Source organism: Streptomyces sp. NPDC031340 (genome assembly GCF_055569945.1).
This window is the reverse complement of the sequence record NZ_JBVIIE010000048.1, coordinates 50,336-71,750: the sequence shown is the minus strand read 5'-3', so window position 1 is coordinate 71,750 and position 21,415 is coordinate 50,336. Positions and strand designations below refer to the sequence as shown.

Below are 21,415 nucleotides of genomic sequence, written 5' to 3'. Positions count from 1 at the left end.
TTCCCTTTCCGGCGCTTCCGACTTTACCAGATCCTTTCGGCGTCTGATTCCCAGTCAGCGGGAGTTGTCTTCCCGGCCGTTGGGCCGTTCCGACGAGTGAGACTTTAGCGGATTCCTCGCTCCCGAGCTAATCGGGGGCTGCGGCCTTTCGGACGCGGATTCCTCATTTCGCGAATACGCACGCCGAAGACACGGCGACAGATCGAATCATCGACAGATCGCCGGGCTTGGTTGGTACTGCGGAATGGCTGTCCGGGGACCGACCGGAGTCGACGCTCACGTCGGACAACTCGGAGAACAGTACGGACCGGCTCGCACGGTGTCAACTTCGGTTCGGACACCCCCGAAGCTGCCTGGTGGAGGGGGCGGGAGGCGTACTCTGAGGGGCATGACGACGCGTACGTGCAACCAGTTCTGGTGGGCCGCCTGACGGCGGCCGCAGTCACGTACGCACCCACGGCCGCCGCTTCGGCGGCCGTTCTCGTATCTCCCTCCAGGACTCCTGAGGGCGGGCCGCCGGAGCCGGCGGCCTCGACCAGGAGGTGGAAGAGGGATGACGCGAGTCTTCAGCGGGGTCAAGCCGACCGGGCACCTGACGCTCGGGAACTACCTGGGTGCCATGCGGCGGTGGGCCGCGGTGGACCAGCACGAGGCGGACGCGCTGTTCTGCATCGTCGATCTGCACGCGCTGACCGTCGACCACGACCCGGCGCGGGTGCGCAGGCTCAGTCGGCAGGCGGCCACGCTGTTGCTGGCGTCGGGGCTGGATCCGGAGCTGTGCACCGTGTTCGTGCAGAGCCACGTCGACGAGCACACGCGGCTGTCGTACGTGCTGGAGTGTGTGGCGACCGACGGAGAGATGCGGCGCATGGTCCAGTACAAGGAGAAAGCCCCGCGGGAGCGGGCGCGGGGCGGGAGCGTGCGGCTGTCGTTGCTGACGTATCCGGCGCTGATGGCGGCGGACATCCTGGCCTACGGGGCGGACGAGGTGCCGGTGGGTGACGACCAGACGCAGCATGTGGAGCTGACGCGGGATCTGGCGGTGCGGTTCAACCAGCGCTACGGCCACACGTTCACGGTGCCGAAGGCGACGCCGCCGGCGGTGGGCGCGCGGGTGATGAACCTCCAGGACCCGACGTCGAAGATGGGCAAGAGCGACGACGCGGGGCCGGGAATCGTCTACCTGCTGGACGAGCCGGACGTGGTGCGCAAGAAGGTCATGCGGGCCGTGACCGACAGCGGGCAGGACGTCGTCTACGACCGGGCGGAACGGCCCGGTGTCGCGAACCTGCTGGAGATCCTCGCGGCCTGCACCGGCGGGGATCCGGAGAAGCTGGGCGGTTCGTACGCGTCGTACGGCGCCTTGAAGAAGGACACCGCCGACGCCGTCGTCGAGGTGCTCGGGCCTCTGCGGGAGCGGCACCGGGCGTTGTGCGCGGATCCAGGGTACGTGGACGGGGTGCTGCGGGACGGCGCGGAGCGGGCCCGGGCGATGGCGCGGCCGATCGTGGACGCCGCCTATCGCGCCATCGGACTGCTGCCGGCCGTCTCCGACGCTGATCCGGCGCCGAACGCCGCCCGGTAGGCGCGCGGGCTGGTGGCGAGGCGCGATGCGAAGTGCTGGCGCATCGTGACCTCGCTGCCGAAGCCGACGCGGCGGGCCACCTCGGGCATGGGCAGGTCGGTTCGTTCGAGGAGTTTCTGGGCGGCGGCGAGGCGCTGGTCCAGCAGCCAGCGCAGCGGGGTGGTGCCGGTGGCCGCGGTGAAGTGGCGGGCGAAGCTGCGCGGTGACATGCCCGCGTGCGCGGCCAGTTCGGCGACCGTGAGGGGCTCGTGGAGCCGGCGCAGGGCGTGTTCGCGTACGGCGGCGAGGGCGTCGGCGTCGCGGTCCGCGCGCGGGGTGGGCTGCTCGATGAACTGGGCCTGGGTTCCGGTGCGGAAGGGGGCGGTGACCATCGAACGGGCGATGGTGGCCGCCGCCTCCGCGCCGTGCGCCCGGCGGACCAGGTGCAGGCACAGGTCGATGCCGGCGGCGGTGCCGGCGGAGGTCCAGATGCCGTCGTCCTCGATGAAGAGGGCGTCGGGGACGACGGTGACCCGGGGGTGGTGTGCGCGCAGGAGGTCGACGAGGTTCCAGTGGGTGACGGCTCGGTGGCCGTCCAGGAGGCCGGCCTGGGCGAGGGTGAAGGCGCCGCCGCAGAGGGCGGCGACGGTGGTGCCGCGGGCGTGTGCGCGACGGAGGGCGTCGAGGACGGGCGCGGGTGCGGGGGTGAGGTGGTCGTCGAGGCCGGGGACGACGATCAGGTCGGCGCGGGAGAGCCAGGCGAGGGTGCGCTCGGGCAGGAGGGTGAGGCCGCCGCGCATCGGGACGGGGGCCGGAGCGGCGGCGACGCGGCGCAGGTCGAAGGCGGGGGCGCCGCGGTCGGTGCGGTCGGTGCCCCACACCTCGGTGATGACGGCGACGTCGAAGGCGCGGATGCCGGGGAAGGCGACGAGGGCGACCCGGTGGGCACTCGGGGCAGTGGCCATGGGTGGCAGTAAACCATCGATCGCTGACTTCCGCGCCGCTGGGACGGCAGGGGGCGGCGCGGCAGCATCATGGGCATGGACATCGCAGAGAACGCGGCCCTGGTGGTCGTGGACGTACAGCAGGGCTTCGAGGACGCCGGCTTCTGGGGGCCGCGGAACAATCCCGGGGCCGACGACAACATCGCCTCGCTCATCGACGCGTGGCAGTCGACGGGGCGGCCGGTGGTGTTCGTGCGCCACGACTCCGTCGGTCCGGAGTCGCCGCTGCGGCCGGGGCAGGCGGGCAACGACTTCAAGGACTACGTGGAGCAGCGGCGCGGCAAGGGGGCCGGCGGGGCGGAGCTGCTGGTCACGAAGAGCGTGAACTCCGCCTTCTACGGGGCGCCGGATCTGGACGCCTGGCTGCGGGAGGCGGGCGTCTCGCAGCTCGTGGTGGCCGGGATCCAGACCAACATGTGCGTGGAGACGACGGCCCGGATGGGCGGGAACCTCGGGTACGACGTGGTCTTCCCGTACGACGCGACGTACACGTTCGACCTGGAGGGGCCGTTCGGCTGGCGGCGGAGTGCCGACGAGGTGGCGCAGACGTCGGCGGTGTCGCTGCACGGGGGCGGCTTCGCGCGGGTGGTGACCACGAAGGAGGTCGTGGACGCGGCGGGATGACCGCCGGGGAGCCGCCCCCGGAGGGTGTCGGTCCCCGTCAGTCCTTCTTGCCGGAGGCGAGTTCGCGGCTGCGGTCGCGGGCGGCTTCGAGGGCGGCGATGAGGGCGGCGCGCACGCCGTGGTTCTCGAGTTCGCGGATGGCGTTGATGGTGGTGCCCGCGGGGGAGGTGACGTTCTCGCGGAGCTTGACGGGGTGCTCGCCGCTGTCGCGGAGCATGACGGCGGCGCCGATCGCGGACTGGACGATCAGGTCGTGGGCCTTGTCGCGGGGCAGCCCGAGCAGGATGCCGGCGTCGGTCATGGCCTCGACGAGGTAGAAGAAGTACGCCGGTCCGGAGCCGGAGAGGGCGGTGCAGGCGTCCTGCTGGGCCTCGGGGACGCGGAGCGTCTTGCCGACGGCGCCGAAGATCTCCTCGGTGTGGGCCAGGTGGTCGGCGGTGGCGTGGCTGCCGCCGGAGATGACGGACATGGCCTCGTCGACGAGAGCGGGCGTGTTCGTCATGACGCGGACGACCGGGACGCCGGCGGCGAGGCGGTCCTCGACGAAGGCCGTGGTGATGCCGGCGGCGCCGCTGATGACCAGGCGGTCGGCGGGGACGTGCGGGGCGAGCTCGTCGAGGAGGGTCCCCATGTCCTGCGGTTTGACGGTGAGGATCAGGGTGTCGGCGCTCTTGGCCGCCTCCGGGTTGGTGACCGGGGTGACTCCGTAGCGGGCGCGGAGTTCTTCGGCCCGCTCCGGGCGGCGGGCGGTGACCAGGAGGTCGGCCGGGGCCCAGCCGCCGCGGATCATTCCGCTGAGCAGGGCTTCGCCGATCTTGCCGGTGCCGAGGACTGCGACTTTCTGCGTCATGGCTGGGGTGCCCTCCGAGGGTTGCGTCGTCCGGGGTCATCCTCGCATCGGGCATCGTCGTGCGGGGTGCGTGTCCGGTGGGCGGACGTGGGCGCGAAGGCGGGTGCGGGTGCGGGCAGTGAGGTGCGGGGCGGGCGGTCGGGTGCGGCCGGTCAGGTCGTCCGGCGGCGCAGGGTCGCCGCGCCCAGGCCGAGGACCAGCACCGCGCAGCCGGCGACGACCAGCACGTCCCGTACGAAGGTGGCGGTCATGTCGGTGTGCTTGAGGACCTCGTTCATGCCGTCGACGGCGTAGGACATGGGCAGGACGTCGGAGATGCCCTCCAGGACCGGGTGCATGTTGGAGCGGGGGGTGAACAGGCCGCAGAGGAGGAGCTGGGGGAAGATCACGGCCGGCATGAACTGGACCGCCTGGAACTCGGACGCGGCGAACGCCGAGACGAAGAGGCCGAGGGCGGTGCCCAGCAGGGCGTCGAGCAGCGCGACGAGCAGCAGCAGCCAGGGACTGCCGACGACGTCCAGGCCGAGGAACCAGACCGCGAGGCCGGTGGCCAGGGCGGACTGGATGATCGCGAGGATGCCGAAGGCGAGGGCGTAGCCGGCGATCAGGTCGCCCTTGCCCAGGGGCAGGGCGAGGAGGCGTTCGAGGGTGCCGGAGGTGCGTTCGCGCAGGGTGGCGATGGACGTCACCAGGAACATCGTTATCAGCGGGAAGATGCCGAGGAGCGAGGCGCCGATGTTGTCGAAGGTGCGCGGGCTGCCGTCGAAGACGAAGCGCAGCAGGAACAGCAGCAGGCAGGGCACCAGGATCATCAGGGCGATGGTGCGGGGGTCGTGGCGCAGCTGGCGCAGGACCCGGGTCGCGGTAGCGGTGGTGCGGTGCAGGTTCAGCGCGCCGGTGGGTACCGGCTTCGCCGCCGGGGGCGTGGTGGGCGTGGTGCTCATGCGGTGGTCTCCTTCGGGCGGGCGGCGGCGGCCGCCTTGTCGACCAGGTGCAGGAAGGCTTCCTCGACGGTGTCGGAGCCGGTACGGGTGCGCAGGGCGTCCGGGGTGTCGTCGGCGAGGATCTCGCCCTCCCGCATGAGCAGGAGGCGGTGGCAGCGTTCGGCCTCGTCCATGACGTGGGAGGAGACGAGGAGGGTGGCTCCGCGCTCGGCGGCGATGCGGTGGAAGAGGCTCCACAGGTCGCGGCGCAGGACCGGGTCCAGGCCGACGGTGGGCTCGTCGAGGACGAGGAGTTCCGGACGGCCGAGGAGGGAGACCGCGAGGGAGACGCGGCTGCGCTGGCCGCCGGAGAGGTTGCGGGCGAGCGCGTCGGCGTGGCTGGTGAGGTCGACCTCGGCGAGGACCCGGTCGACGTCCCGGCGGCGGTCGTGGGCCGGCGTGCCGGGGGCGAGGACCGCGGCGAAGTAGTCCAGGTTCTGGCGGACGGACAGGTCGTCGTAGACGGACGGGTCCTGGGTGACGTAGCCGATGCGGGTGCGCAGGGTGGGGTGGCCGGCGGGTCGGCCGAGGACCTCCAGGGTGCCGGTGACCTTGGCCTGGGTGCCGACGATCGCCCGCATGAGGGTGGTCTTGCCGCAGCCGGACGGGCCGAGCAGGCCGGTGACCTGGCCGCGCGGGACGGTGAAACCGATGCCGCGCACGACCGTGCGGGCGCCGCGGACCACGGAGAGGCCCTCGGCGCGCACGGCGGGGGCGGGGGTGGCCTGCGGGGCGGGTATGGCTTGCGCGGCGGGTGCGGCTCCGGGGTCCGGGTCCGGTTCGGGGTCGGGGGTGTCGGCGTCGCCGCGACTTATATTCATCATGTGCTGAACAATCCTCCCGTCCGTCGGGCCTGTCAAGCGGAACCCGAACGACCGTCTGGGGCAGCGGGCAGCGGGCAGCGGGCAGGCGTGAGGGCCGGCCGACGGCCGGAGGGGCACGGTACGGCCGTGCCGACCGGGCCGGCGGGTGTGGCGGGCGGGGCGGGCCGTGTCAGGCGCGGCGGCGCTTCTTGGACGGGTTGCCCGTGCGGCGGGTGCCGCGCTTGGCGTGCCGGGCGAGTGCCGCCTCGTACTCCTGGCGGTGGAGCTTCTCGCCGGGGGCCTCGGTGAGGGAGCGGAAGAAGTAGGCGAGGAGGGAGCCGACGAAGCCGATGGCGAGGAGGCCACGCAGGGACGCCTGGCGCTGCGGGTCGGGCCGGGCGCCGAAGCCGTCCCAGGTGTGCCGGAAGGCCAGCGCACTGCAGATCGCGAACATCGCGACCACCATGACGGTGACGAAGGCACCGGAGTCGGCGATCTGGAGGCCCTCGTAGGCGAAGCGCAGGACGAGGCAGGAGGCGACGGCGGCGGCGAGCGATCCGACGGCCGCGCCGGTGCGGCGGAGGCCGTAGCCGTGGTCGTGGTCCACCCAGGTGGTGCCGAAGAAGCGGAGGGGTTCCGGGCGGGGAGCCGCGGAGCCCGCGCTGCCCTGGGGGCCGGTTTCGTCGCTCACGTGACGATTATGGCCCGGGGGCGGGCGCGGGCTCCGGGTGGGTTCAGGCGCAGCGCGGGGCTACGTAGCCGTCGCTGCCCGTCTTCACATAGGTGTCCGACACGTACTCGCCGTTGTCGATGTTGTCCCAGATGTTCGACGTGCCGTAGTAGCCCGACACCGTCGTGCCCGGCCTCTGACAGAAGATCGGTACCTGGGATCCCTCCGGCAGCACCCGGACCAGGGGGTAGCTGGTGCCGGGACCGCTGCGGACGTTCAGCTGGACGCCGGGCGCGATCGGGTAGTACAGGGTTGCGGCCGAAGCGGTCGCCGGAGCCGCCGTCACCATGAGGAAGGCTCCGGCGGCGCCGGCGAGCAGGATGGATCTGCGTCTGCGGGAAGTCATGGATGTCCCCCGGGTAGTGGTGTGGTCGGTCGGGATCAGCCGCACCGCGGGCGGATGTAGCCGTCGCTGCCGGTGTTCACGTAGGTGTCGGAGACGTACTCGCCGCTGCCGATGCAGTCCCAGATGTTCGACGTGCCGTAGTAGCCCGACACCGTCGTGCCCGGCGTCTGGCAGAGGATCCCCACTCGGGTCCCTTCGGGCAAGACCTTGACGATCGGGTAGCTGGTGCCGGGACCGCTGCGGACGTTCAGCCGGACACCCGGAGCCACCGGATAGTAGGTCACGGATGCCGACGCGGTCGTCGCCATGACGGCCTTCTCCTCGCCGCCCTCGGCCTCTGCGACGCTGTCAACAGACATGCAAAACTCCCCCGTTCAACCCCATGCGTGCCATGGGGCCCCGTTGATACCCGTGAAACGCGCCATGAAACGCGCGTATGCGACTGGCACGCGAACGCTAGCAAGCCGCCTCTGTCTCGTACGAGTCATCGACTAGGCTCCGTGCGTCGCGCGCATGGACGAACAGCACGGGGGTGGTGCCATGGCGCCGCAGCGGAACACCGGAGCGGGTACGGAAGCGGAACTGCCCGAGTACGCCGGTCACTACCTTCTGGAGTCCTGCCTCGGCTCGGGCGGCATGGGCGTCGTCCACCTGGCCCGCTCCACCTCGGGCATGAAGCTCGCGGTGAAGGTCGTGCACGCCGAGTTCGCCAAGGACCCTGAGTTCAGGGGGCGTTTCCGGCAGGAGGTCAGCGCGGCCCGCAGGGTCAGCGGCGCCTTCACCGCGTCCGTCGTCGACGCCGATCCCGAGGCCGAACGGCCGTGGATGGCCACCGTGTTCATTCCGGGGGCCACCCTGTCAGAGCACGTCAAGCGGAACGGGCCCATGGCTCCCGCCCAGTTGCGCCGTCTGATGGCCGGACTGGCCGAAGCCCTGCGCGACATCCACCGGGTCGGCGTCGTCCACCGGGACCTGAAGCCGAGCAACGTGCTGCTCGCCGAGGACGGCCCGAAGGTCATCGACTTCGGCATTTCCCGGCCGAAGGACAGCGAACTGCGCACCGAGACGGGCAAGTTGATCGGCACGCCGCCCTTCATGGCGCCCGAGCAGTTCCGCCGCCCGCGGGAGGTGGGGCCCGCCGCCGATGTCTTCGCGCTGGGGTCGGTGCTGGTGCACGCGGCGACCGGCCGCGGGCCGTTCGACTCCGACAGCCCCTATGTCGTCGCCTACCAGGTCGTGCACGACGAGCCCGACCTGACCGGCGTACCGGAGAACCTCGCGCCGCTCGTCCTGCGCTGCCTGGCCAAGGAGCCGGAGGACCGGCCGACGCCCGACGAGTTGATGCGGGAACTGCGGTCGGTGTCGGCCTCGTACGACACCCAGGCGTTCATACCGGCGCAGCGGGCGTCGGACGCGCCGCGTCCGACGCCGGAACCCGAGGAGCCGCCGCCCCGGCCGGCGAGAGGGCGTCGCCGCAAGCGGACGGCGCTCCTGGCCGCCCTGGCCCTGGCCCTGGTCGCGGGCGGCGGGTTCGCCTCGGCACGGTTGCTGGACGGCGGTGGCGGAGCACCGGGCAGGACGGGCGCCGGGTCGCCGTCCCCGTTCAGTCCCTGGGCGACGAAGCCGGCGGGCACGGCGAGCGGCCTGCCCCGCTGCACGTACGGGACGCGGCTGCTGCTGTGTGCCCAACCCGGCCTGCTGTCCGCCCTCGACCCCGACGACGGGAGCGTGCGGTGGCGGCACCGCCTCGTCGGGGATGACGTTCCCGACATGTCACCGGTCCTCTCAGGAGGCCTGGTGCACGTCCTCACGCATGCCGGGAAGCGCGTGGAAGCGCTCGATCCGTCATCGGGCAAGGTGCAATGGACACGGGACGTCTCGGCCTACCGCAGCGTCCGCTACGCGGGCGGCACGCTGCTGCTGACCGGTTCGGACGGGAAGGTGACCGGCGTGGACAGCCTGTCGGGGGCGACCGAGTGGAGCCGGCGGATAACCGGGCTGGACGAGCCGTACTTCGTGTCGTTCCCCAACAGCCGCTGGGCCTTCGCCGCGAGCCCGTCTGCCGACGGGGCGCGGACCAGGGTCACGGCGGTCGATGCCGCCACCGGCCGGAAGGGCTGGAGCGCGTGGCTCGACGGCCGGCTGACGATCGCCGGCGTCACCGGCGACAGCGTGGTGCTGCTGGCCGGTGGCAACGACGTGGACACGGCGAGCGCGGTGGTCCGCTACGAACCGAAGTCGCGGGTCACGCGGCGCGTGCCGCTGACCGTACCGCTCGATCAGGCGCAGGCCACCGTGCGCGGGAAGCTGGTCTGTCTGCTGGGGACCGGAGGTTCCCTGACGCTGGTCGACACGGATGCCGGCAGGCAGCTGTGGTCGGTGGAGACATCCGTGAGCCGTGGTTCGGCACCGGTCGTCGACGGCCGTCGCGTGTACTTCAGTGCCGCCGACGGACGGCTGCTCGGGCTGGACGCGGCGAAGGGGAAGCTGCTCGGGCAGACCCGGCCGCGGCTCAGCTCCCGCGCGGACGCCTTCGTGGCCGCCCTCCCCACCCCCCAGCCCGCCGCCCCCCGCATCTACGCCGCCGCCCCCGACGGCACCGTCTTCGCCGTCGACTCGCGGGATCCGGCGGCCTGGTAGGCGGGCGGGGACGGCGAAGGGGCCGCCCCCGGAGGGAGCGGCCCCGGTGTCGGGCGGGGTCAGCCCAGCTTCGTCACGTCGCGCACCGCGCCCTTGTCCGCGCTGGTCGCCATCGCCGCGTAGGCCCGGAGAGCCGCCGAGACCTTGCGGTCGCGGTCGCGCGGGGCGTACGCGCCGCCCAGCGCCTCCTTGCGGCGGGCCAACTCGGCGTCGTCGACCAGGAGCTCGATGGTGCGGCCGGGGATGTCGATGCGGATGCGGTCGCCGTCCTCGACCAGGGCGATCGTGCCGCCGGACGCCGCCTCGGGGGAAGCGTGGCCGATCGACAGGCCCGACGTGCCGCCCGAGAAGCGGCCGTCCGTGATGAGCGCGCAGCTCTTGCCGAGGCCGCGGCCCTTGAGGAACGACGTCGGGTAGAGCATCTCCTGCATGCCGGGGCCGCCCTTGGGGCCCTCGTAGCGGATGACGACCACGTCGCCTTCCGTCACCTGCTTGTTGAGGATCTTCTCGACGGCCTCTTCCTGCGACTCGCACACCACCGCGGGGCCCTCGAAGGTCCAGATGGACTCGTCGACGCCGGCCGTCTTCACGACGCAGCCGTCGACCGCCAGGTTGCCCTTGAGAACCGCCAGGCCGCCGTCCTTGGAGTACGCGTGCTCGGCGGAGCGGATGCAGCCGTTCTCGGCGTCCTCGTCCAGCGCCTCCCAGCGCTCGGACTGGGAGAACGCCTCGGCCGAGCGGACGCAGCCCGGGGCCGCGTGCCACAGCTCGACCGCCTCCGGAGAGGGGGAGCCGCCGCGCACGTCCCACGTCTTCAGCCAGTCGGCCAGCGACGGGCTGTGCACGGAGTGCACGTCCTCGTTCAGCAGGCCCGCGCGGTGCAGTTCGCCGAGCAGGGCGGGGATGCCGCCGGCGCGGTGCACGTCCTCCATGTAGTACGTGCGGCTCTTCGCGACGTTGGGCGCCACCTTCGCCAAGCACGGCACGCGGCGCGAGACCGCGTCGATCTGCTCCAGACCGAACGGCACGCCCGCCTCCTGGGCGGCGGCCAGCAGGTGCAGGATCGTGTTCGTGGAGCCGCCCATCGCGATGTCGAGGGCCATCGCGTTCTCGAAGGCGGCGAAGGTGGCGATGGAGCGCGGCAGGACCGTGTGGTCGTCCTGCTCGTAGTGGCGCCGGGTGATGTCCATGACCGTGCGGGCCGCGGCGACGTAGAGCTGCTTGCGGGCCGTGTGGGTGGCCAGGACCGATCCGTTGCCGGGGAGGGACAGGCCGATCGCCTCGGTCAGGCAGTTCATCGAGTTGGCGGTGAACATGCCGGAACAGGAGCCGCAGGTCGGACAGGCGTTCTCCTCGATGCGGAGGATGTCCTCGTCGGAGATCTTGTCGTTCGCGGCGTCGGCGATCGCGTCGATCAGGTCCAGCGTGCGGACCGTGCCGTCGACCAGGGTGGCCCGGCCGGCCTCCATCGGGCCGCCGGAGACGAACACCGTCGGGATGTTCAGCCGCAGGGCGGCCATCAGCATGCCCGGGGTGATCTTGTCGCAGTTGGAGATGCAGACCAGGGCGTCGGCGCAGTGCGCCTCGACCATGTACTCGACCGAGTCCGCGATCAGGTCGCGGGAGGGCAGGCTGTAGAGCATGCCGCCGTGGCCCATGGCGATGCCGTCGTCGACCGCGATGGTGTTGAACTCGCGCGGGACGCCGCCCGCCTCGGTGATCGCCTCGCTGACGATCCGGCCGACCGGCTGGAGGTGGGTGTGGCCCGGCACGAACTCCGTGAAGCTGTTGGCGACGGCGATGATCGGCTTGCGGCCGATGTCCGCACCGGGTACACCGGAGGCGCGCATCAGGGCGCGGGCGCCCGCCATGTTGCGGCCGTGGGTGACTGTGCGGGACCTCAGCTCGGGCATCGTCGCTCGCTCCTTCAGGACTGCCGTCGGACGATTCAGTCGGTAGTCAGTCGGTTGTCAGCCGGTGTGGGGTCAGTACTGACCCCACGTCGAGCGTACGCCGGTCATCCAGGTGTCGGGACGGGGTGTCCGGAATACGGGACGCGTGTCTTGCGCCGGACCGCGCGGCCGGGAGCCGTCAGGGCCCGGTCAGGTGCCCCTGCACCACCGGGGCCACGCGCGCGATGATCTGCTCCACGTCCGCGGAGGCCAGCGGCTCCACCTTGATCACGTACCGCAGCATGGCCGACCCGACCAGCTGCGCGGCCGCCAGTTCGGCGCGCAGCTCCGCGTCCGGCACGTCGATCTGCACGGCGATGCGGCGCAGCAGCTGCGCGGCGACCAGGTCGCGGAAGACACCGGCCGCGGTCTCGTTGTTCACGGCGGAGCGGACGATCGCCAGCAGCGGTGTGCGGGTCGTGGGGTTCTCCCAGATGCCGAAGATGAAGCGGGTGAGCCGTTCGCCGACGCCGTCCAGCGGGCCGTCGGCGACCGCGTCCGGCGCGTGGCGGGCGGGCGCGAAGGCGGTCTCGATGGCCGCCGCGAAGACCTGCTCCTTGGTGCCGAAGTAGTGGTGCACCAGCGCCGAGTCCACGCCGGCCGCCTTGGCGATCTGGCGCACGGACGTCTTGTCGTAGCCGCGCAGGGAGAACTCCTCGCGGGCCACCGTCAGGATGCGGTCGCGGGTGCCGGCCGACTCCGTGCGGGTACGGCGGCCCCGGCGCCGGGAGGTGTCCTCGGTCACGGCCGGGGCACCTGCACCGCGGACGCCAGGTGCAGGCGGGTGAAGGCCAGCGCCTCGGCCAGGTCGGCCTCGCGTTCGGCGCCGGACATGGCCCGGCGGGTGTTGACCTCGATGACGACGTGCCCGCCGAAGCCGTTGAGCGCCAGGCGCTCCAGCAGTTCGGCGCAGGGCTGGGTGCCGCGGCCGGGGACGAGGTGCTCGTCCTTCGCCGATCCCCGGCCGTCCGCGAGGTGCACGTGGCCCAGCCGGTCGCCCATCCGGTCGACCATCTGGATGGCGTCCGTGCGGGCCGTCGCGGCATGGCTGAGGTCGATCGTGAAGTGACGGTAGTCGTCCTTGGTGACGTCCCAGTCGGGGGCGTAGGCGAGCATCTCGCGGTCGCGGTAGCGCCAGGGGTACATGTTCTCGACGGCGAACCGGACGTCCGTCTCGTTCGCCATCCGCCAGATCCCGTCGACGAAGTCACGCGCGTACTGCCGCTGCCAGCGGAACGGGGGGTGGACGACGACCGTGGTCGCGCCCAGCTTCTCGGCCGCGGCGCGGGCGCGCTGGAGCTTGACCCAGGGGTCGGTGGACCAGACGCGCTGCGTGATGAGCAGGCAGGGGGCGTGCACGGCGAGGATCGGGATCTGGTGGTAGTCGCTGAGTCTGCGCAGGGCCTCGATGTCCTGGCTGACCGGGTCGGTCCACACCATGACCTCGACACCGTCGTACCCGAGACGCGCGGCGATCTCGAAGGCCGTCGCCGTCGACTCCGGATAGACGGACGCCGTCGACAGGGCGACCTTCGCATCCGGGATGCGTACGACTGGCTCTGCCATGGGTGACAGGTTACGGGGTGCCGGTGCGTGCGGCCGGGCCCCAGTACGCCGTTGTGGCCATCGCCACGGGCGGACGCGGGTTGGCGGGGTTTCGCCGGGGCGGGTCTACGGGGGCCCGCCGGGGCGGGTCCGCAGGGGTCCGCCGGTGCGAGTCCGCGGGGGCTCCCCGGTGCGAGTCCGCGGGGGCTCCCCGGTGCGAATCGGCAGGGGCTCCCCAGGGCGAGTCCGCGAGGGCTCCCCAGGGCGGGTCTGCGGGGGTCCGCCAGGGCGAGTCCGCGGGGGTCCGCCGGGGCGAGTCCGCGGGCTCCCCGGTTTACCTCTGCGCGCCCCCGCGGGAGGTCACGCCGATCCCATGTGGTCGAGCCTGCGCAGGATCACTCCCTCCCTGAGCGCCCACGGGCATATCTCCACCGACTCCGCGCCGAACAGGTCCATCGCGGCCTCGGCCACCAGCGCCCCGGCGACCAGCTGGCCCGCGCGGCCCTCCGAGACGCCGGGCAGCTCGGCCCGCTGGGCGGTGGTCATGCCGGCCAGGCGCGGCACCCAGGCCTCCAGGGACTCCCGCTTCAGCTCCCGCTGGACGTAGAGGCCCTCGGTGGAACGGGCGGCGCCGGCGATGCGGGCGAGCTGCTTGAAGGTCTTGGAGGTGGCGACGACGTGGTCGGGGGCGCCGAGGCGGCTGAACTCGCCGACCGTCCGGGCGATCTCGGTCCGCACATGGCGGCGCAGCGCCCGCACCGCGTCCGGGGCGGGCGGATCGCCCGGCAGCCGGGCGGCGGTCAGTCGGCCGGCGCCCAGCGGCAGCGAGACGGCCGCGTCGGGCTCCTCGTCGATGCCGTAGGCGATCTCCAGGGAGCCGCCGCCGATGTCGAGGACGAGCAGCTTCCCGGACGACCAGCCGAACCAGCGGCGGGCGGCGAGGAAGGTCAGCCGGGCCTCCTCGGCGCCGGCGAGGACCTGCAGCTCGACGCCGGTCTCGCGCTGCACGCGCGCGAGGACCTCGTCGGCGTTGCTGGCCTCGCGCACGGCGGAGGTCGCGAACGGCAGGAGGTCTTCCACGCCCTTGTCCTCGGCGGCCTGCAGCGCGTCGTGGACGACGGCGATCAGCCTGTCGACCCCTTCGGGGCCGATCGCCCCGTCCTCGTCGAGAAGTTGGGCCAGGCGCAGTTCCGCCTTGTGCGAGTGCGCGGGCAGCGGGCACGCGCCGGGGTGGGCATCCACCACCGACAGATGCACCGTGTTCGATCCCACGTCGAGGACACCGAGTCTCATGTACGGAACGCTACTGCCACCTGGGCGGTTCTCCGTCCCCGAGGCTGCCGCGAGAGCCGTACCCTGGTCTGGTGCCAAAGACGAAAAAGGCAAAGGCCGACAAGTCGGCAGCAGGGGTCAAGTCGGCAGCAGGGGTCAAGTCGGCAGCAGAAGACAAGTCGGCAGCGGGACCCGAATCCGCCGAGGGTTCCGCCGTCGCTTCACGGGTGAGGCCGCCGAAGAGGTCGCGCAAGGTCCAGGAGCCGGACGAGAAGGGCCTCGACTTCGCGCGCGCGTGGGTGGAGTTCCCTGATCCGGCGGACGACGAGCAGGTCTTCCGGTGCGATCTGACCTGGCTGACCTCGCGCTGGAACTGCATCTTCGGCAGCGGCTGCCAGGGCATCCAGGAGGGCCGCGCGGAGGACGGCTGCTGCACACTGGGCGCCCACTTCTCCGACGAGGACGACGAGAAGCGGGTCGCGGAGCACGCGGCTCGGCTGACCCCGGAGATCTGGCAGCACCACGCCGAGGGCACGCGGAACGGCTGGGTGTCCGAGGACGAGGACGGCGACCGGCAGACCCGCCCCTACCAGGGCTCCTGCATCTTCCAGAACCGGCCCGGCTTCCCGGGCGGCGCCGGCTGCTCGCTGCACATCCTGGCGCTGCGCGAGGGCCGGGAGCCGCTGGAGACCAAGCCGGACGTGTGCTGGCAGCTGCCGATCCGGCGCACGTACGACTGGATCGACCGGCCCGACGACACGCGTGTGCTGCAGGTGTCGATCGGCGAGTACGACCGCCGGGGCTGGGGTCCGGGCGGCCATGACCTGCACTGGTGGTGCACGTCGGCGACCTCGGCGCACGGCGCGGGCGAGCCGGTGTACGTCTCCTACCGGGCGGAGCTGACCGAGCTGATGGGCAAGGCCGGCTACGACCGCCTGGTGGAGCTGTGCGAGGCGCGGCTGGCCGCGCGGCTGCCGTTGGTGGCGCCGCATCCCGCGGATCCCGCGCCACCCGCGGGCTGACCGCTCACGGTGGCCTGACCGCTCCGGTGATCCGCTCAGGGTCGACCGGCCGGCTGGTCAGGACGTGGACGGGCTCGGGTCGCCGTCGCTGGGCGGCGGGGACGAGCCCGCCGGGTCGGACGGGGTGGATGTGCTGGGCGTGGGCTGCGGGGCCGGCGAGGACGGCGGGTCGCTCGGGGTGGGGTCCGGGGGCGCCGAGCTGGTCGTCGAGGTCGGGCCGGGACCGGGCGTGGACGGGGCGGCGGGACCGCTCGGGCCGTGGTCCGAGGGGCTGGGCGCGACGCCGCGGCCGTCGATGGTGACGACGGCGCCGGCCGGTGACACCGCCACCTGCGCCCGCCAGCTCCCCGCCGGCTCCCGCAGTTGGTCGACGTGGACCCTGACGGTCACCGACTCGCCCGGGGCGAGGATGCCCGACGTCCGGCTCAGGTACAGCCAGGGCGCCCTGGTGGTCGCGGACCAGCGCACCGCGGAGCCGGTGGCGGTGAGGGTGATGAGGGTGGTGTCGCCGCTGGTGCGGACCGACACGTCGATCTGCCCGGCGCCCTTGTGGCCCGCGCCGGCGACGCCGACGACCTCCGCGGAGACGTCGGTCCCGGCGCGCCCGCCGAAGCGGGGGTCCGGACCGGCGTCCGCGTTGCCGGCGTTCTCGTAGCCGCCGCCCGGTTGCCCGCCGGCGAGGCTGCCGGGGCCGTGCGCCTCGCCGGCGCCGGCGGAGGCGCCGTCCGCTCCGTCACCGGCCGGGGCGCCGCGGTGGGCGGCCCACAGGGCGAACACCGGCGCCGCGACGACCGTGGCGACGACGGTGGTGGTGACGGCGCGCGTGCGCAGCCGGTCCCGGCGGGCGGCGCGGTCCCTGGGGTCCATCGGGAAGCCGCGCCGGTCGAACCGGGGCGCGGCGGCGCCCCGCGCGCGTGGCGAGTGTTTCATGGCGGCGTGCAGGGCGGCGCGGGGCGCCGGGAGCACGTGCAGCTCGGCGGGGGTGACGCTGGCGCCGGGCCAGCGGCCGGGGATCGCGCGTTCGGCGCCGCGGCGGCAGCGCGGGCAGTCGTCGACGTGCCGGACGAGCTCCTTGCGCAGGGCCGTGCTGAGCACCAGCCGGCCCTCGCCGGTGAGCCGGGCCACACCTGGGCAGGTGCCGGTCTCGACGACGGCGAGGGCGGCGCGGGTGCGCTCGACCTCGCAGGCGGCGGAGGCGAGCAGTTCGCGGGCGGCGGCGGGGGCCGTGCCGAGGACCGCGGCCACCTCGCGGGCGGCGAGGTGGTGACGCACGGCGAGTTCGAGGGCCTCGCGCTGCTCGGGGGTGGTGCCGGCCGCCTCCGGCCAGGCCAGCAGGGCGAGTTCGCGCCGCCGCGCCTGCTGGACGGCTTCGGGGACGGGCGGGGCCGCGGGCTGCCGGGGACCCGCGGGGCGGCCCGCCGCGTGCGTGCTCTGACGTTTCTGCTTGGCCTCGGCGAGCTTGCGCAGGCACGCCCAGCGGGCCAGCGCGTACAGCCAGGCCCGCCGGTCCCCGGCCGCCTCGGGGCCGCGGCGGCGCTCGGCGAGGGCGAGGACCTCCCCGAGGGCGGCCGTCGCCGCGTCGTGGTCGCACAGCACGGACAGGCAGTAGGTGAACAGCCCGTCGAGGTACGGCTCGTAGCGCGCGGGCGGCCCGGGCTGCGCGGGCTGCCGCTGCGCGACCGCGCGCGCCGCGGCGCGGTCACGCGCCTCTCGGCGCGCCCGGTCCGCACCGACGCGGGGCGAGGTCTCCGTACCGGTGCTGCGGGTCGAGGTCTCCGGACTGCTGCTCATCATCCGTGTGACCGTAGGCGTCGGAGACCAGGGGTTTCATCCCTGTTGAGCACATTTAATCCGTACGGGTGAAACGATCCCTCAAACGGGGACGGGCGGCCCCGCCTCTCCGGCGGTGGGGGCGTTGTCGGTGGCGGCGGTTACGGTTTGCGCATGGCTGCCCGTACCAAGACCACCAAGGACCGCCCGTCCTACCGCTGCACCGAGTGCGGCTGGCAGACGGCCAAGTGGCTCGGTCGCTGCCCCGAGTGCCAGGCCTGGGGGACGATCGAGGAGTACGGCGCGCCCGCCGTCCGGACGACGGCGCCGGGCCGCGTGACGACGTCCGCGCTGCCCATCGGCCAGGTCGACGGCCGTCAGGCCACCGCCCGCTCCACCGGCGTGCCGGAGCTGGACCGGGTGCTCGGCGGCGGGCTGGTGCCCGGCGCGGTGGTGCTCCTGGCGGGCGAGCCGGGCGTCGGCAAGTCGACGCTGCTGCTGGACGTGGCGGCCAAGTCGGCGAGCGAGGAGCACCGCACCCTCTACGTCACCGGCGAGGAGTCGGCGAGCCAGGTCCGGCTGCGCGCCGACCGCATCAAGGCGATCGACGACCACCTGTACCTCGCCGCGGAGACCGATCTGGCGGCCGTGCTGGGCCACTTGGACGCGGTCAAGCCGTCGCTGCTGATCCTGGACTCGGTGCAGACGGTGGCCTCCCCCGAGATCGACGGCGCCCCGGGCGGCATGGCGCAGGTGCGCGAGGTCGCCGGCGCCCTCATCCGCGCCTCCAAGGAACGCGGCATGTCCACGCTGCTGGTGGGCCACGTCACCAAGGACGGCGCCATCGCGGGCCCCCGCCTGCTGGAGCACCTCGTGGACGTCGTCCTGTCCTTCGAGGGCGACCGGCACGCCCGCCTGCGCCTGGTCCGCGGCGTGAAGAACCGGTACGGCGCCACGGACGAGGTCGGCTGCTTCGAACTGCACGACGAGGGCATCACCGGCCTCGCCGACCCGAGCGGGCTCTTCCTGACCCGGCGTGACGAACCGGTCCCGGGCACCTGCCTGACGGTCACCCTGGAGGGCCGCCGCCCCCTCGTCGCCGAGGTCCAGGCGCTCACCGTCGACTCCCAGATCCCCTCGCCGCGGCGCACCACCTCGGGCCTGGAGACCTCCCGCGTGTCGATGATGCTCGCCGTGCTGGAGCAGCGCGGCCGCATCAGCGCGCTCGGCAAGCGGGACATCTACTCCGCGACGGTCGGCGGGGTGAAGCTGTCGGAGCCCGCGGCCGACCTCGCCATCGCCCTCGCGCTGGCGTCGGCGGCGAGCGACACCCCGCTGCCGAAGAACCTCGTCGCGATCGGCGAGGTGGGGCTCGCGGGCGAGGTCAGACGGGTCACGGGCGTGCAGCGCCGGCTGTCCGAGGCGCACCGTCTGGGCTTCACGCACGCGCTCGTACCGGGCGACCCGGGCAAGATCCCTTCCGGCATGAAGGTGCTGGAAGTGGCCGACATAGGGGACGCCCTGCGGGTCCTTCCGCGCTCCCGTCGCCGAGACGCCCCACGGGAGGCGGAGGAGCGCCGGTAGACTTTGCCCTGGTCTCGCCCGTCCGTACGACCGAATGTGCGATACGGGAGCGCCCCAGAACCTGCGACCGGAGGAGTGCAGTGGCAGCCAACGACCGGGCAGCGGCTCCCGGAAAGTCCGGTGGGAGTGCCGGTTCCGATGGCCTGATGCGCGCCTCGCTGAGCGCCGTGGCTCCGGGCACCGCCCTGCGCGACGGCCTGGAGCGGGTGCTCCGCGGCAACACCGGCGGTCTCATCGTGCTGGGCTCCGACAAGACCGTCGAGACCATGTGCACGGGCGGTTTCGTGCTGGACGTGGAGTTCACGGCCACCCGGCTGCGGGAGCTGTGCAAGCTGGACGGCGGCATCGTGCTGTCCTCGGACCTGTCGAAGATCCTGCGGGCGGGCGTGCAGTTCGTGCCCGACGCGACGATCCCCACCGAGGAGACCGGCACCCGGCACCGCACGGCGGACCGGGTCTCCAAGCAGGTCGGCTTCCCGGTGGTGTCCGTCTCCCAGTCGATGCGCCTGATCGCCCTGTACGTCGACGGGCAGCGGCGCGTCCTGGAGGACTCCGCGGCGATCCTGTCCCGCGCCAACCAGGCCCTGGCGACCCTGGAGCGCTACAAGCTCCGCCTGGACGAGGTCGCGGGGACGCTGTCGGCGCTGGAGATCGAGGACCTGGTGACGGTCCGTGATGTCTCGGCGGTGGCCCAGCGCTCGGAGATGGTGCGCCGCATCGCCACCGAAATCGCCGAATACGTGGTCGAACTGGGCACCGACGGGCGCCTGCTGGCCCTCCAGCTGGACGAGCTGATCGCCGGCGTGGAGCCCGAGCGGGAACTCGTCGTACGGGACTACGTCCCCGAGCCCACCGCCAAACGCTCCCGCACGGTCGACGAGGCCCTCCACGAACTCGACGCCCTCACCCACGCGGAGCTGCTCGAACTGTCCACGGTGGCGAAGGCGCTGGGATACACGGGCTCTCCGGAGGCCCTCGACTCGGCGGTGTCCCCGCGCGGCTTCCGCCTGCTGGCCAAGGTGCCGCGGCTGCCCGGCGCGATCATCGACCGGCTCGTCGAGCACTTCGGCGGGCTGCAGAAGCTGCTCGCCGCGAGCGTCGACGACCTGCAGACGGTGGACGGCGTGGGCGAGGCCCGCGCCCGGAGCGTGCGCGAGGGCCTGTCACGCCTGGCGGAGTCCTCGATCCTCGAGCGGTACGTCTGACCACGACCCGCGCGGCCCCGGCCCCCGCCGGCCACGGCCCCCCGTGGCGACCACGGTCCACCGCTCCGGCCCACCGCTCCGGTCCCCGCCTTGGCCGGCCAACCTGGTCGACCGCCTCGACCCGCCGCTCCGGCCTACCGCCTCGGAACACCGGTTCGGCCTACCGCCTCGGACCACCGGTTCGGCCTACCGCCCTGGGCCGGCCAACCTGGTCGATCGCCTCGGCCCACCACTCCGGCCTACCGCCTCGACCCGCCGCTCCGGCCGACCGCCTCAGTAGAACGCCCCGGGCAACCGCCAGCGGCCGGCCGTCTCTACCGACCCCGGCCGCCTCGGTCGAACGCCCTGGCCGAGCAGCCTGGTCGATCGCCTCGGCCTACCGCCTCAGTCGACCGGCTCGGTCCACCGCCTCGGTGCACCGCCTCAGTCGACGATCTCGGTTCACCGCGCCCCGCCGACCGCCGCGGCCGCCGCCGGCCCACCGTCTCGGCCCGCCGCGAGCGGCCGACCGCCTCAGTCGGACCGCCCGGTCGTACCGCCCCGGTCGCCTCAGGCGTCCTGGAGCACGAAGGACGTCTGCGTCTTCGCGAAGCCCGGCGCCTTCGCCTCCACCAGATACGTCCCCGCCCCGGCCGACCCGGCGGGAGGCGTGGCGCACTTCGGAGCGCTCGGCTTGCGGTCCCACTTCACGGTGTACGTGATGCTGCTGCCGGCCGGCGCCCGGAAGACCAGGCTGCCCGAGCCCTTGGGGCAGTCGGCGGAGGACCAGTAGTCGTCGTCGCCGCCCGCCTTGGTGATCGTCAACACCGCGGTCTTCGGGCCGAGATCGACCTTGCAGTCGCTGCCGGAGGAGTTCGTCGCGGTCAGCAGGAGGGTGGGCGTCTGACCGGGCTCGTAGGAGTTGTGCAGGCTGCGCAGGCTCAACTTCACCGCGCTCGCGCCGCAGTCGGGCAGCGTCGAGCCGGCCGGGACCGTGTCGCCCGCGCCGACGCCGGTACCCACGGTGGCTGCCGAGCCGCCGCCCGTGCCACCACCGGACCCATCGGCGCCCCCGGAACCGGACCCGGAACCGGAACCGGAATCCGATCCGGACCCGCTCCCCGTCCCGGAGGAATCACCCCCGGGATCCGAACTTCCGCCGGAGGTGTCCCCGTTGGAGTCTCCGCCGCTCGACTCGTCGCGTCCGCCCGGCGCTTGGCTGATGGCGGGACCCGAACCCGACGGCCCGGCAGAGATCGTGGGCGCGGGAGTCCGGCCGTTCGCGCCGTCGTCGCTCTTCTTGCCGCCCCCGTCGTCCGATGTGACGAACCAGGTGATCAGCAGCGCCAACACGGCGATCACGGACAGCAGTACGGCCCTCCGTCGCCAGTAGATGGAGGAGGGAAGCGGCCCGATCGGATTGCGCAGAGATCCCACGGCGCAAACTGTACGAGAGATCGGCACGTTCGCTTGCCCCACCCGCCGCCGGAGCCCCAACTTTTCCAGATCATCATCCCGGCACCACGACGCACCCGTGGGCAC

General features: G+C 73.0%; 19 protein-coding genes. 6 read left to right on the top strand and 13 right to left on the bottom strand.

From position 1 onward, the window contains the following. The first annotated feature begins 553 nt into the window (after nt 1–553). Nucleotides 554–1,585 carry a tryptophan--tRNA ligase gene (trpS, locus tag ACZ5GT_RS30595; RefSeq protein WP_469032586.1) on the top strand — a complete coding sequence of 344 codons (1,032 nt, stop codon included), beginning with the start codon at nt 554–556 and terminating at the stop codon, nt 1,583–1,585. On the opposite strand, the gene ACZ5GT_RS30590 is transcribed toward trpS, so the two are convergent. Further along, entirely contained in the window at nt 1,519–2,529 is a 1,011-nt protein-coding gene (locus ACZ5GT_RS30590) for a GlxA family transcriptional regulator (RefSeq protein WP_469032584.1), read from the bottom strand. The genes trpS and ACZ5GT_RS30590 overlap by 67 nt on opposite strands. Before the next feature lie 75 nt (nt 2,530–2,604). On the opposite strand from ACZ5GT_RS30590, the gene ACZ5GT_RS30585 reads away from it, so the two are divergent. After that, nucleotides 2,605–3,192, top strand: coding sequence for a cysteine hydrolase family protein (locus ACZ5GT_RS30585; RefSeq protein WP_469032582.1), 588 nt, complete (start codon nt 2,605–2,607; stop codon nt 3,190–3,192). Nucleotides 3,193–3,229: 37 nt separating this feature from the next. Here ACZ5GT_RS30585 and proC read toward each other — a convergent pair whose 3' ends face one another. From proC to ACZ5GT_RS30555, 6 genes are all read right to left on the bottom strand, one after another. Continuing rightward, complete coding sequence (gene proC / locus ACZ5GT_RS30580) at nt 3,230–4,042, bottom strand: pyrroline-5-carboxylate reductase (protein WP_469032580.1); 813 nt, start codon at nt 4,040–4,042, stop codon at nt 3,230–3,232. A gap of 152 nt (nt 4,043–4,194) precedes the next feature. Further along, a complete protein-coding gene (locus ACZ5GT_RS30575) occupies nt 4,195–4,986 on the bottom strand; it encodes an ABC transporter permease (protein ID WP_469032577.1) in 792 nt (263 codons plus the stop codon). Continuing rightward, nucleotides 4,983–5,849: an ABC transporter ATP-binding protein gene (locus ACZ5GT_RS30570; RefSeq protein WP_469032574.1), complete on the bottom strand. Its 867-nt coding sequence runs from the start codon at nt 5,847–5,849 to the stop codon at nt 4,983–4,985. Before ACZ5GT_RS30570 ends, ACZ5GT_RS30575 begins: the two co-directional genes overlap by 4 nt. Before the next feature lie 169 nt (nt 5,850–6,018). Then, nucleotides 6,019–6,519, bottom strand: coding sequence for an EamA/RhaT family transporter (locus tag ACZ5GT_RS30565; RefSeq protein ID WP_469032572.1), 501 nt, complete (start codon nt 6,517–6,519; stop codon nt 6,019–6,021). Nucleotides 6,520–6,562: 43 nt separating this feature from the next. After that, the gene (locus ACZ5GT_RS30560) at nt 6,563–6,904 is read right to left on the bottom strand and encodes an SH3 domain-containing protein (protein WP_469032570.1); all 342 of its coding nucleotides are present in this window, start codon (nt 6,902–6,904) and stop codon (nt 6,563–6,565) included. A 35-nt stretch (nt 6,905–6,939) separates the two neighbouring features. Continuing rightward, nucleotides 6,940–7,263 (bottom strand): SH3 domain-containing protein, encoded by a 324-nt coding sequence (locus tag ACZ5GT_RS30555; protein WP_469032568.1) that lies wholly within the window; start codon nt 7,261–7,263, stop codon nt 6,940–6,942. A gap of 181 nt (nt 7,264–7,444) precedes the next feature. Here ACZ5GT_RS30555 and ACZ5GT_RS30550 point away from each other — a divergent pair, with 181 nt between their 5' ends. Next, on the top strand, nt 7,445–9,544 hold the full coding sequence (locus ACZ5GT_RS30550; RefSeq protein WP_469032604.1) for a protein kinase domain-containing protein: 2,100 nt from the start codon (nt 7,445–7,447) through the stop codon (nt 9,542–9,544). Nucleotides 9,545–9,603: 59 nt separating this feature from the next. Here the strand turns inward: ACZ5GT_RS30550 and ilvD are convergent, their stop codons facing one another. From ilvD to ACZ5GT_RS30530, 4 genes are all read right to left on the bottom strand, one after another. Further along, a complete protein-coding gene (ilvD, locus tag ACZ5GT_RS30545) occupies nt 9,604–11,457 on the bottom strand; it encodes a dihydroxy-acid dehydratase (protein ID WP_469032566.1) in 1,854 nt (617 codons plus the stop codon). A gap of 178 nt (nt 11,458–11,635) precedes the next feature. After that, nucleotides 11,636–12,241 (bottom strand): TetR/AcrR family transcriptional regulator, encoded by a 606-nt coding sequence (locus ACZ5GT_RS30540; RefSeq protein WP_469032564.1) that lies wholly within the window; start codon nt 12,239–12,241, stop codon nt 11,636–11,638. Continuing rightward, the gene (locus ACZ5GT_RS30535) at nt 12,238–13,062 is read right to left on the bottom strand and encodes a sugar phosphate isomerase/epimerase family protein (protein ID WP_324785526.1); all 825 of its coding nucleotides are present in this window, start codon (nt 13,060–13,062) and stop codon (nt 12,238–12,240) included. Before ACZ5GT_RS30535 ends, ACZ5GT_RS30540 begins: the two co-directional genes overlap by 4 nt. A gap of 339 nt (nt 13,063–13,401) precedes the next feature. Beyond that, nucleotides 13,402–14,334, bottom strand: a complete 933-nt coding sequence (locus ACZ5GT_RS30530; protein WP_469032559.1) for a Ppx/GppA family phosphatase — start codon at nt 14,332–14,334, stop codon at nt 13,402–13,404. A gap of 71 nt (nt 14,335–14,405) precedes the next feature. Here ACZ5GT_RS30530 and ACZ5GT_RS30525 point away from each other — a divergent pair, with 71 nt between their 5' ends. Beyond that, entirely contained in the window at nt 14,406–15,335 is a 930-nt protein-coding gene (locus tag ACZ5GT_RS30525) for a DUF3109 family protein (RefSeq protein ID WP_469032555.1), read from the top strand. Nucleotides 15,336–15,392: 57 nt separating this feature from the next. On the opposite strand, the gene ACZ5GT_RS30520 is transcribed toward ACZ5GT_RS30525, so the two are convergent. Next, nucleotides 15,393–17,129, bottom strand: a complete 1,737-nt coding sequence (locus tag ACZ5GT_RS30520) for an RNA polymerase sigma factor (RefSeq protein ID WP_469032548.1) — start codon at nt 17,127–17,129, stop codon at nt 15,393–15,395. Between the two features lie 150 nt (nt 17,130–17,279). Between ACZ5GT_RS30520 and radA the strand changes: the two genes are divergently transcribed. Both radA and disA read left to right on the top strand, forming a co-directional pair. Beyond that, nucleotides 17,280–18,689 carry a DNA repair protein RadA gene (gene radA / locus ACZ5GT_RS30515; protein WP_469032545.1) on the top strand — a complete coding sequence of 470 codons (1,410 nt, stop codon included), beginning with the start codon at nt 17,280–17,282 and terminating at the stop codon, nt 18,687–18,689. A gap of 80 nt (nt 18,690–18,769) precedes the next feature. Next, nucleotides 18,770–19,894 carry a DNA integrity scanning diadenylate cyclase DisA gene (gene disA / locus ACZ5GT_RS30510; protein ID WP_469032543.1) on the top strand — a complete coding sequence of 375 codons (1,125 nt, stop codon included), beginning with the start codon at nt 18,770–18,772 and terminating at the stop codon, nt 19,892–19,894. A 549-nt stretch (nt 19,895–20,443) separates the two neighbouring features. Here the strand turns inward: disA and ACZ5GT_RS30505 are convergent. Further along, nucleotides 20,444–21,310, bottom strand: coding sequence for a hypothetical protein (locus ACZ5GT_RS30505; protein ID WP_469032541.1), 867 nt, complete (start codon nt 21,308–21,310; stop codon nt 20,444–20,446). Between the last annotated feature and the right edge of the window lie 105 nt (nt 21,311–21,415).

What these genes read in the sequence shown, in the direction of transcription:
- ACZ5GT_RS30575 (WP_469032577.1), bottom strand. Translation starts at nt 4,986, where the DNA reads ATGAGCACCACGCCCACCACGCCCCCGGCGGCGAAGCCGGTACCCACC.
- ACZ5GT_RS30585 (WP_469032582.1), top strand. Translation starts at nt 2,605, where the DNA reads ATGGACATCGCAGAGAACGCGGCCCTGGTGGTCGTGGACGTACAGCAG.
- ilvD (WP_469032566.1), bottom strand. Translation starts at nt 11,457, where the DNA reads ATGCCCGAGCTGAGGTCCCGCACAGTCACCCACGGCCGCAACATGGCG.
- ACZ5GT_RS30550 (WP_469032604.1), top strand. Translation starts at nt 7,445, where the DNA reads ATGGCGCCGCAGCGGAACACCGGAGCGGGTACGGAAGCGGAACTGCCC.
- ACZ5GT_RS30555 (WP_469032568.1), bottom strand. Translation starts at nt 7,263, where the DNA reads ATGTCTGTTGACAGCGTCGCAGAGGCCGAGGGCGGCGAGGAGAAGGCC.
- proC (WP_469032580.1), bottom strand. Translation starts at nt 4,042, where the DNA reads ATGACGCAGAAAGTCGCAGTCCTCGGCACCGGCAAGATCGGCGAAGCC.
- radA (WP_469032545.1), top strand. Translation starts at nt 17,280, where the DNA reads ATGGCTGCCCGTACCAAGACCACCAAGGACCGCCCGTCCTACCGCTGC.
- ACZ5GT_RS30520 (WP_469032548.1), bottom strand. Translation starts at nt 17,129, where the DNA reads ATGATGAGCAGCAGTCCGGAGACCTCGACCCGCAGCACCGGTACGGAG.
- ACZ5GT_RS30560 (WP_469032570.1), bottom strand. Translation starts at nt 6,904, where the DNA reads ATGACTTCCCGCAGACGCAGATCCATCCTGCTCGCCGGCGCCGCCGGA.
- ACZ5GT_RS30530 (WP_469032559.1), bottom strand. Translation starts at nt 14,334, where the DNA reads ATGAGACTCGGTGTCCTCGACGTGGGATCGAACACGGTGCATCTGTCG.
- ACZ5GT_RS30535 (WP_324785526.1), bottom strand. Translation starts at nt 13,062, where the DNA reads ATGGCAGAGCCAGTCGTACGCATCCCGGATGCGAAGGTCGCCCTGTCG.
- ACZ5GT_RS30590 (WP_469032584.1), bottom strand. Translation starts at nt 2,529, where the DNA reads ATGGCCACTGCCCCGAGTGCCCACCGGGTCGCCCTCGTCGCCTTCCCC.
- ACZ5GT_RS30570 (WP_469032574.1), bottom strand. Translation starts at nt 5,849, where the DNA reads ATGATGAATATAAGTCGCGGCGACGCCGACACCCCCGACCCCGAACCG.
- trpS (WP_469032586.1), top strand. Translation starts at nt 554, where the DNA reads ATGACGCGAGTCTTCAGCGGGGTCAAGCCGACCGGGCACCTGACGCTC.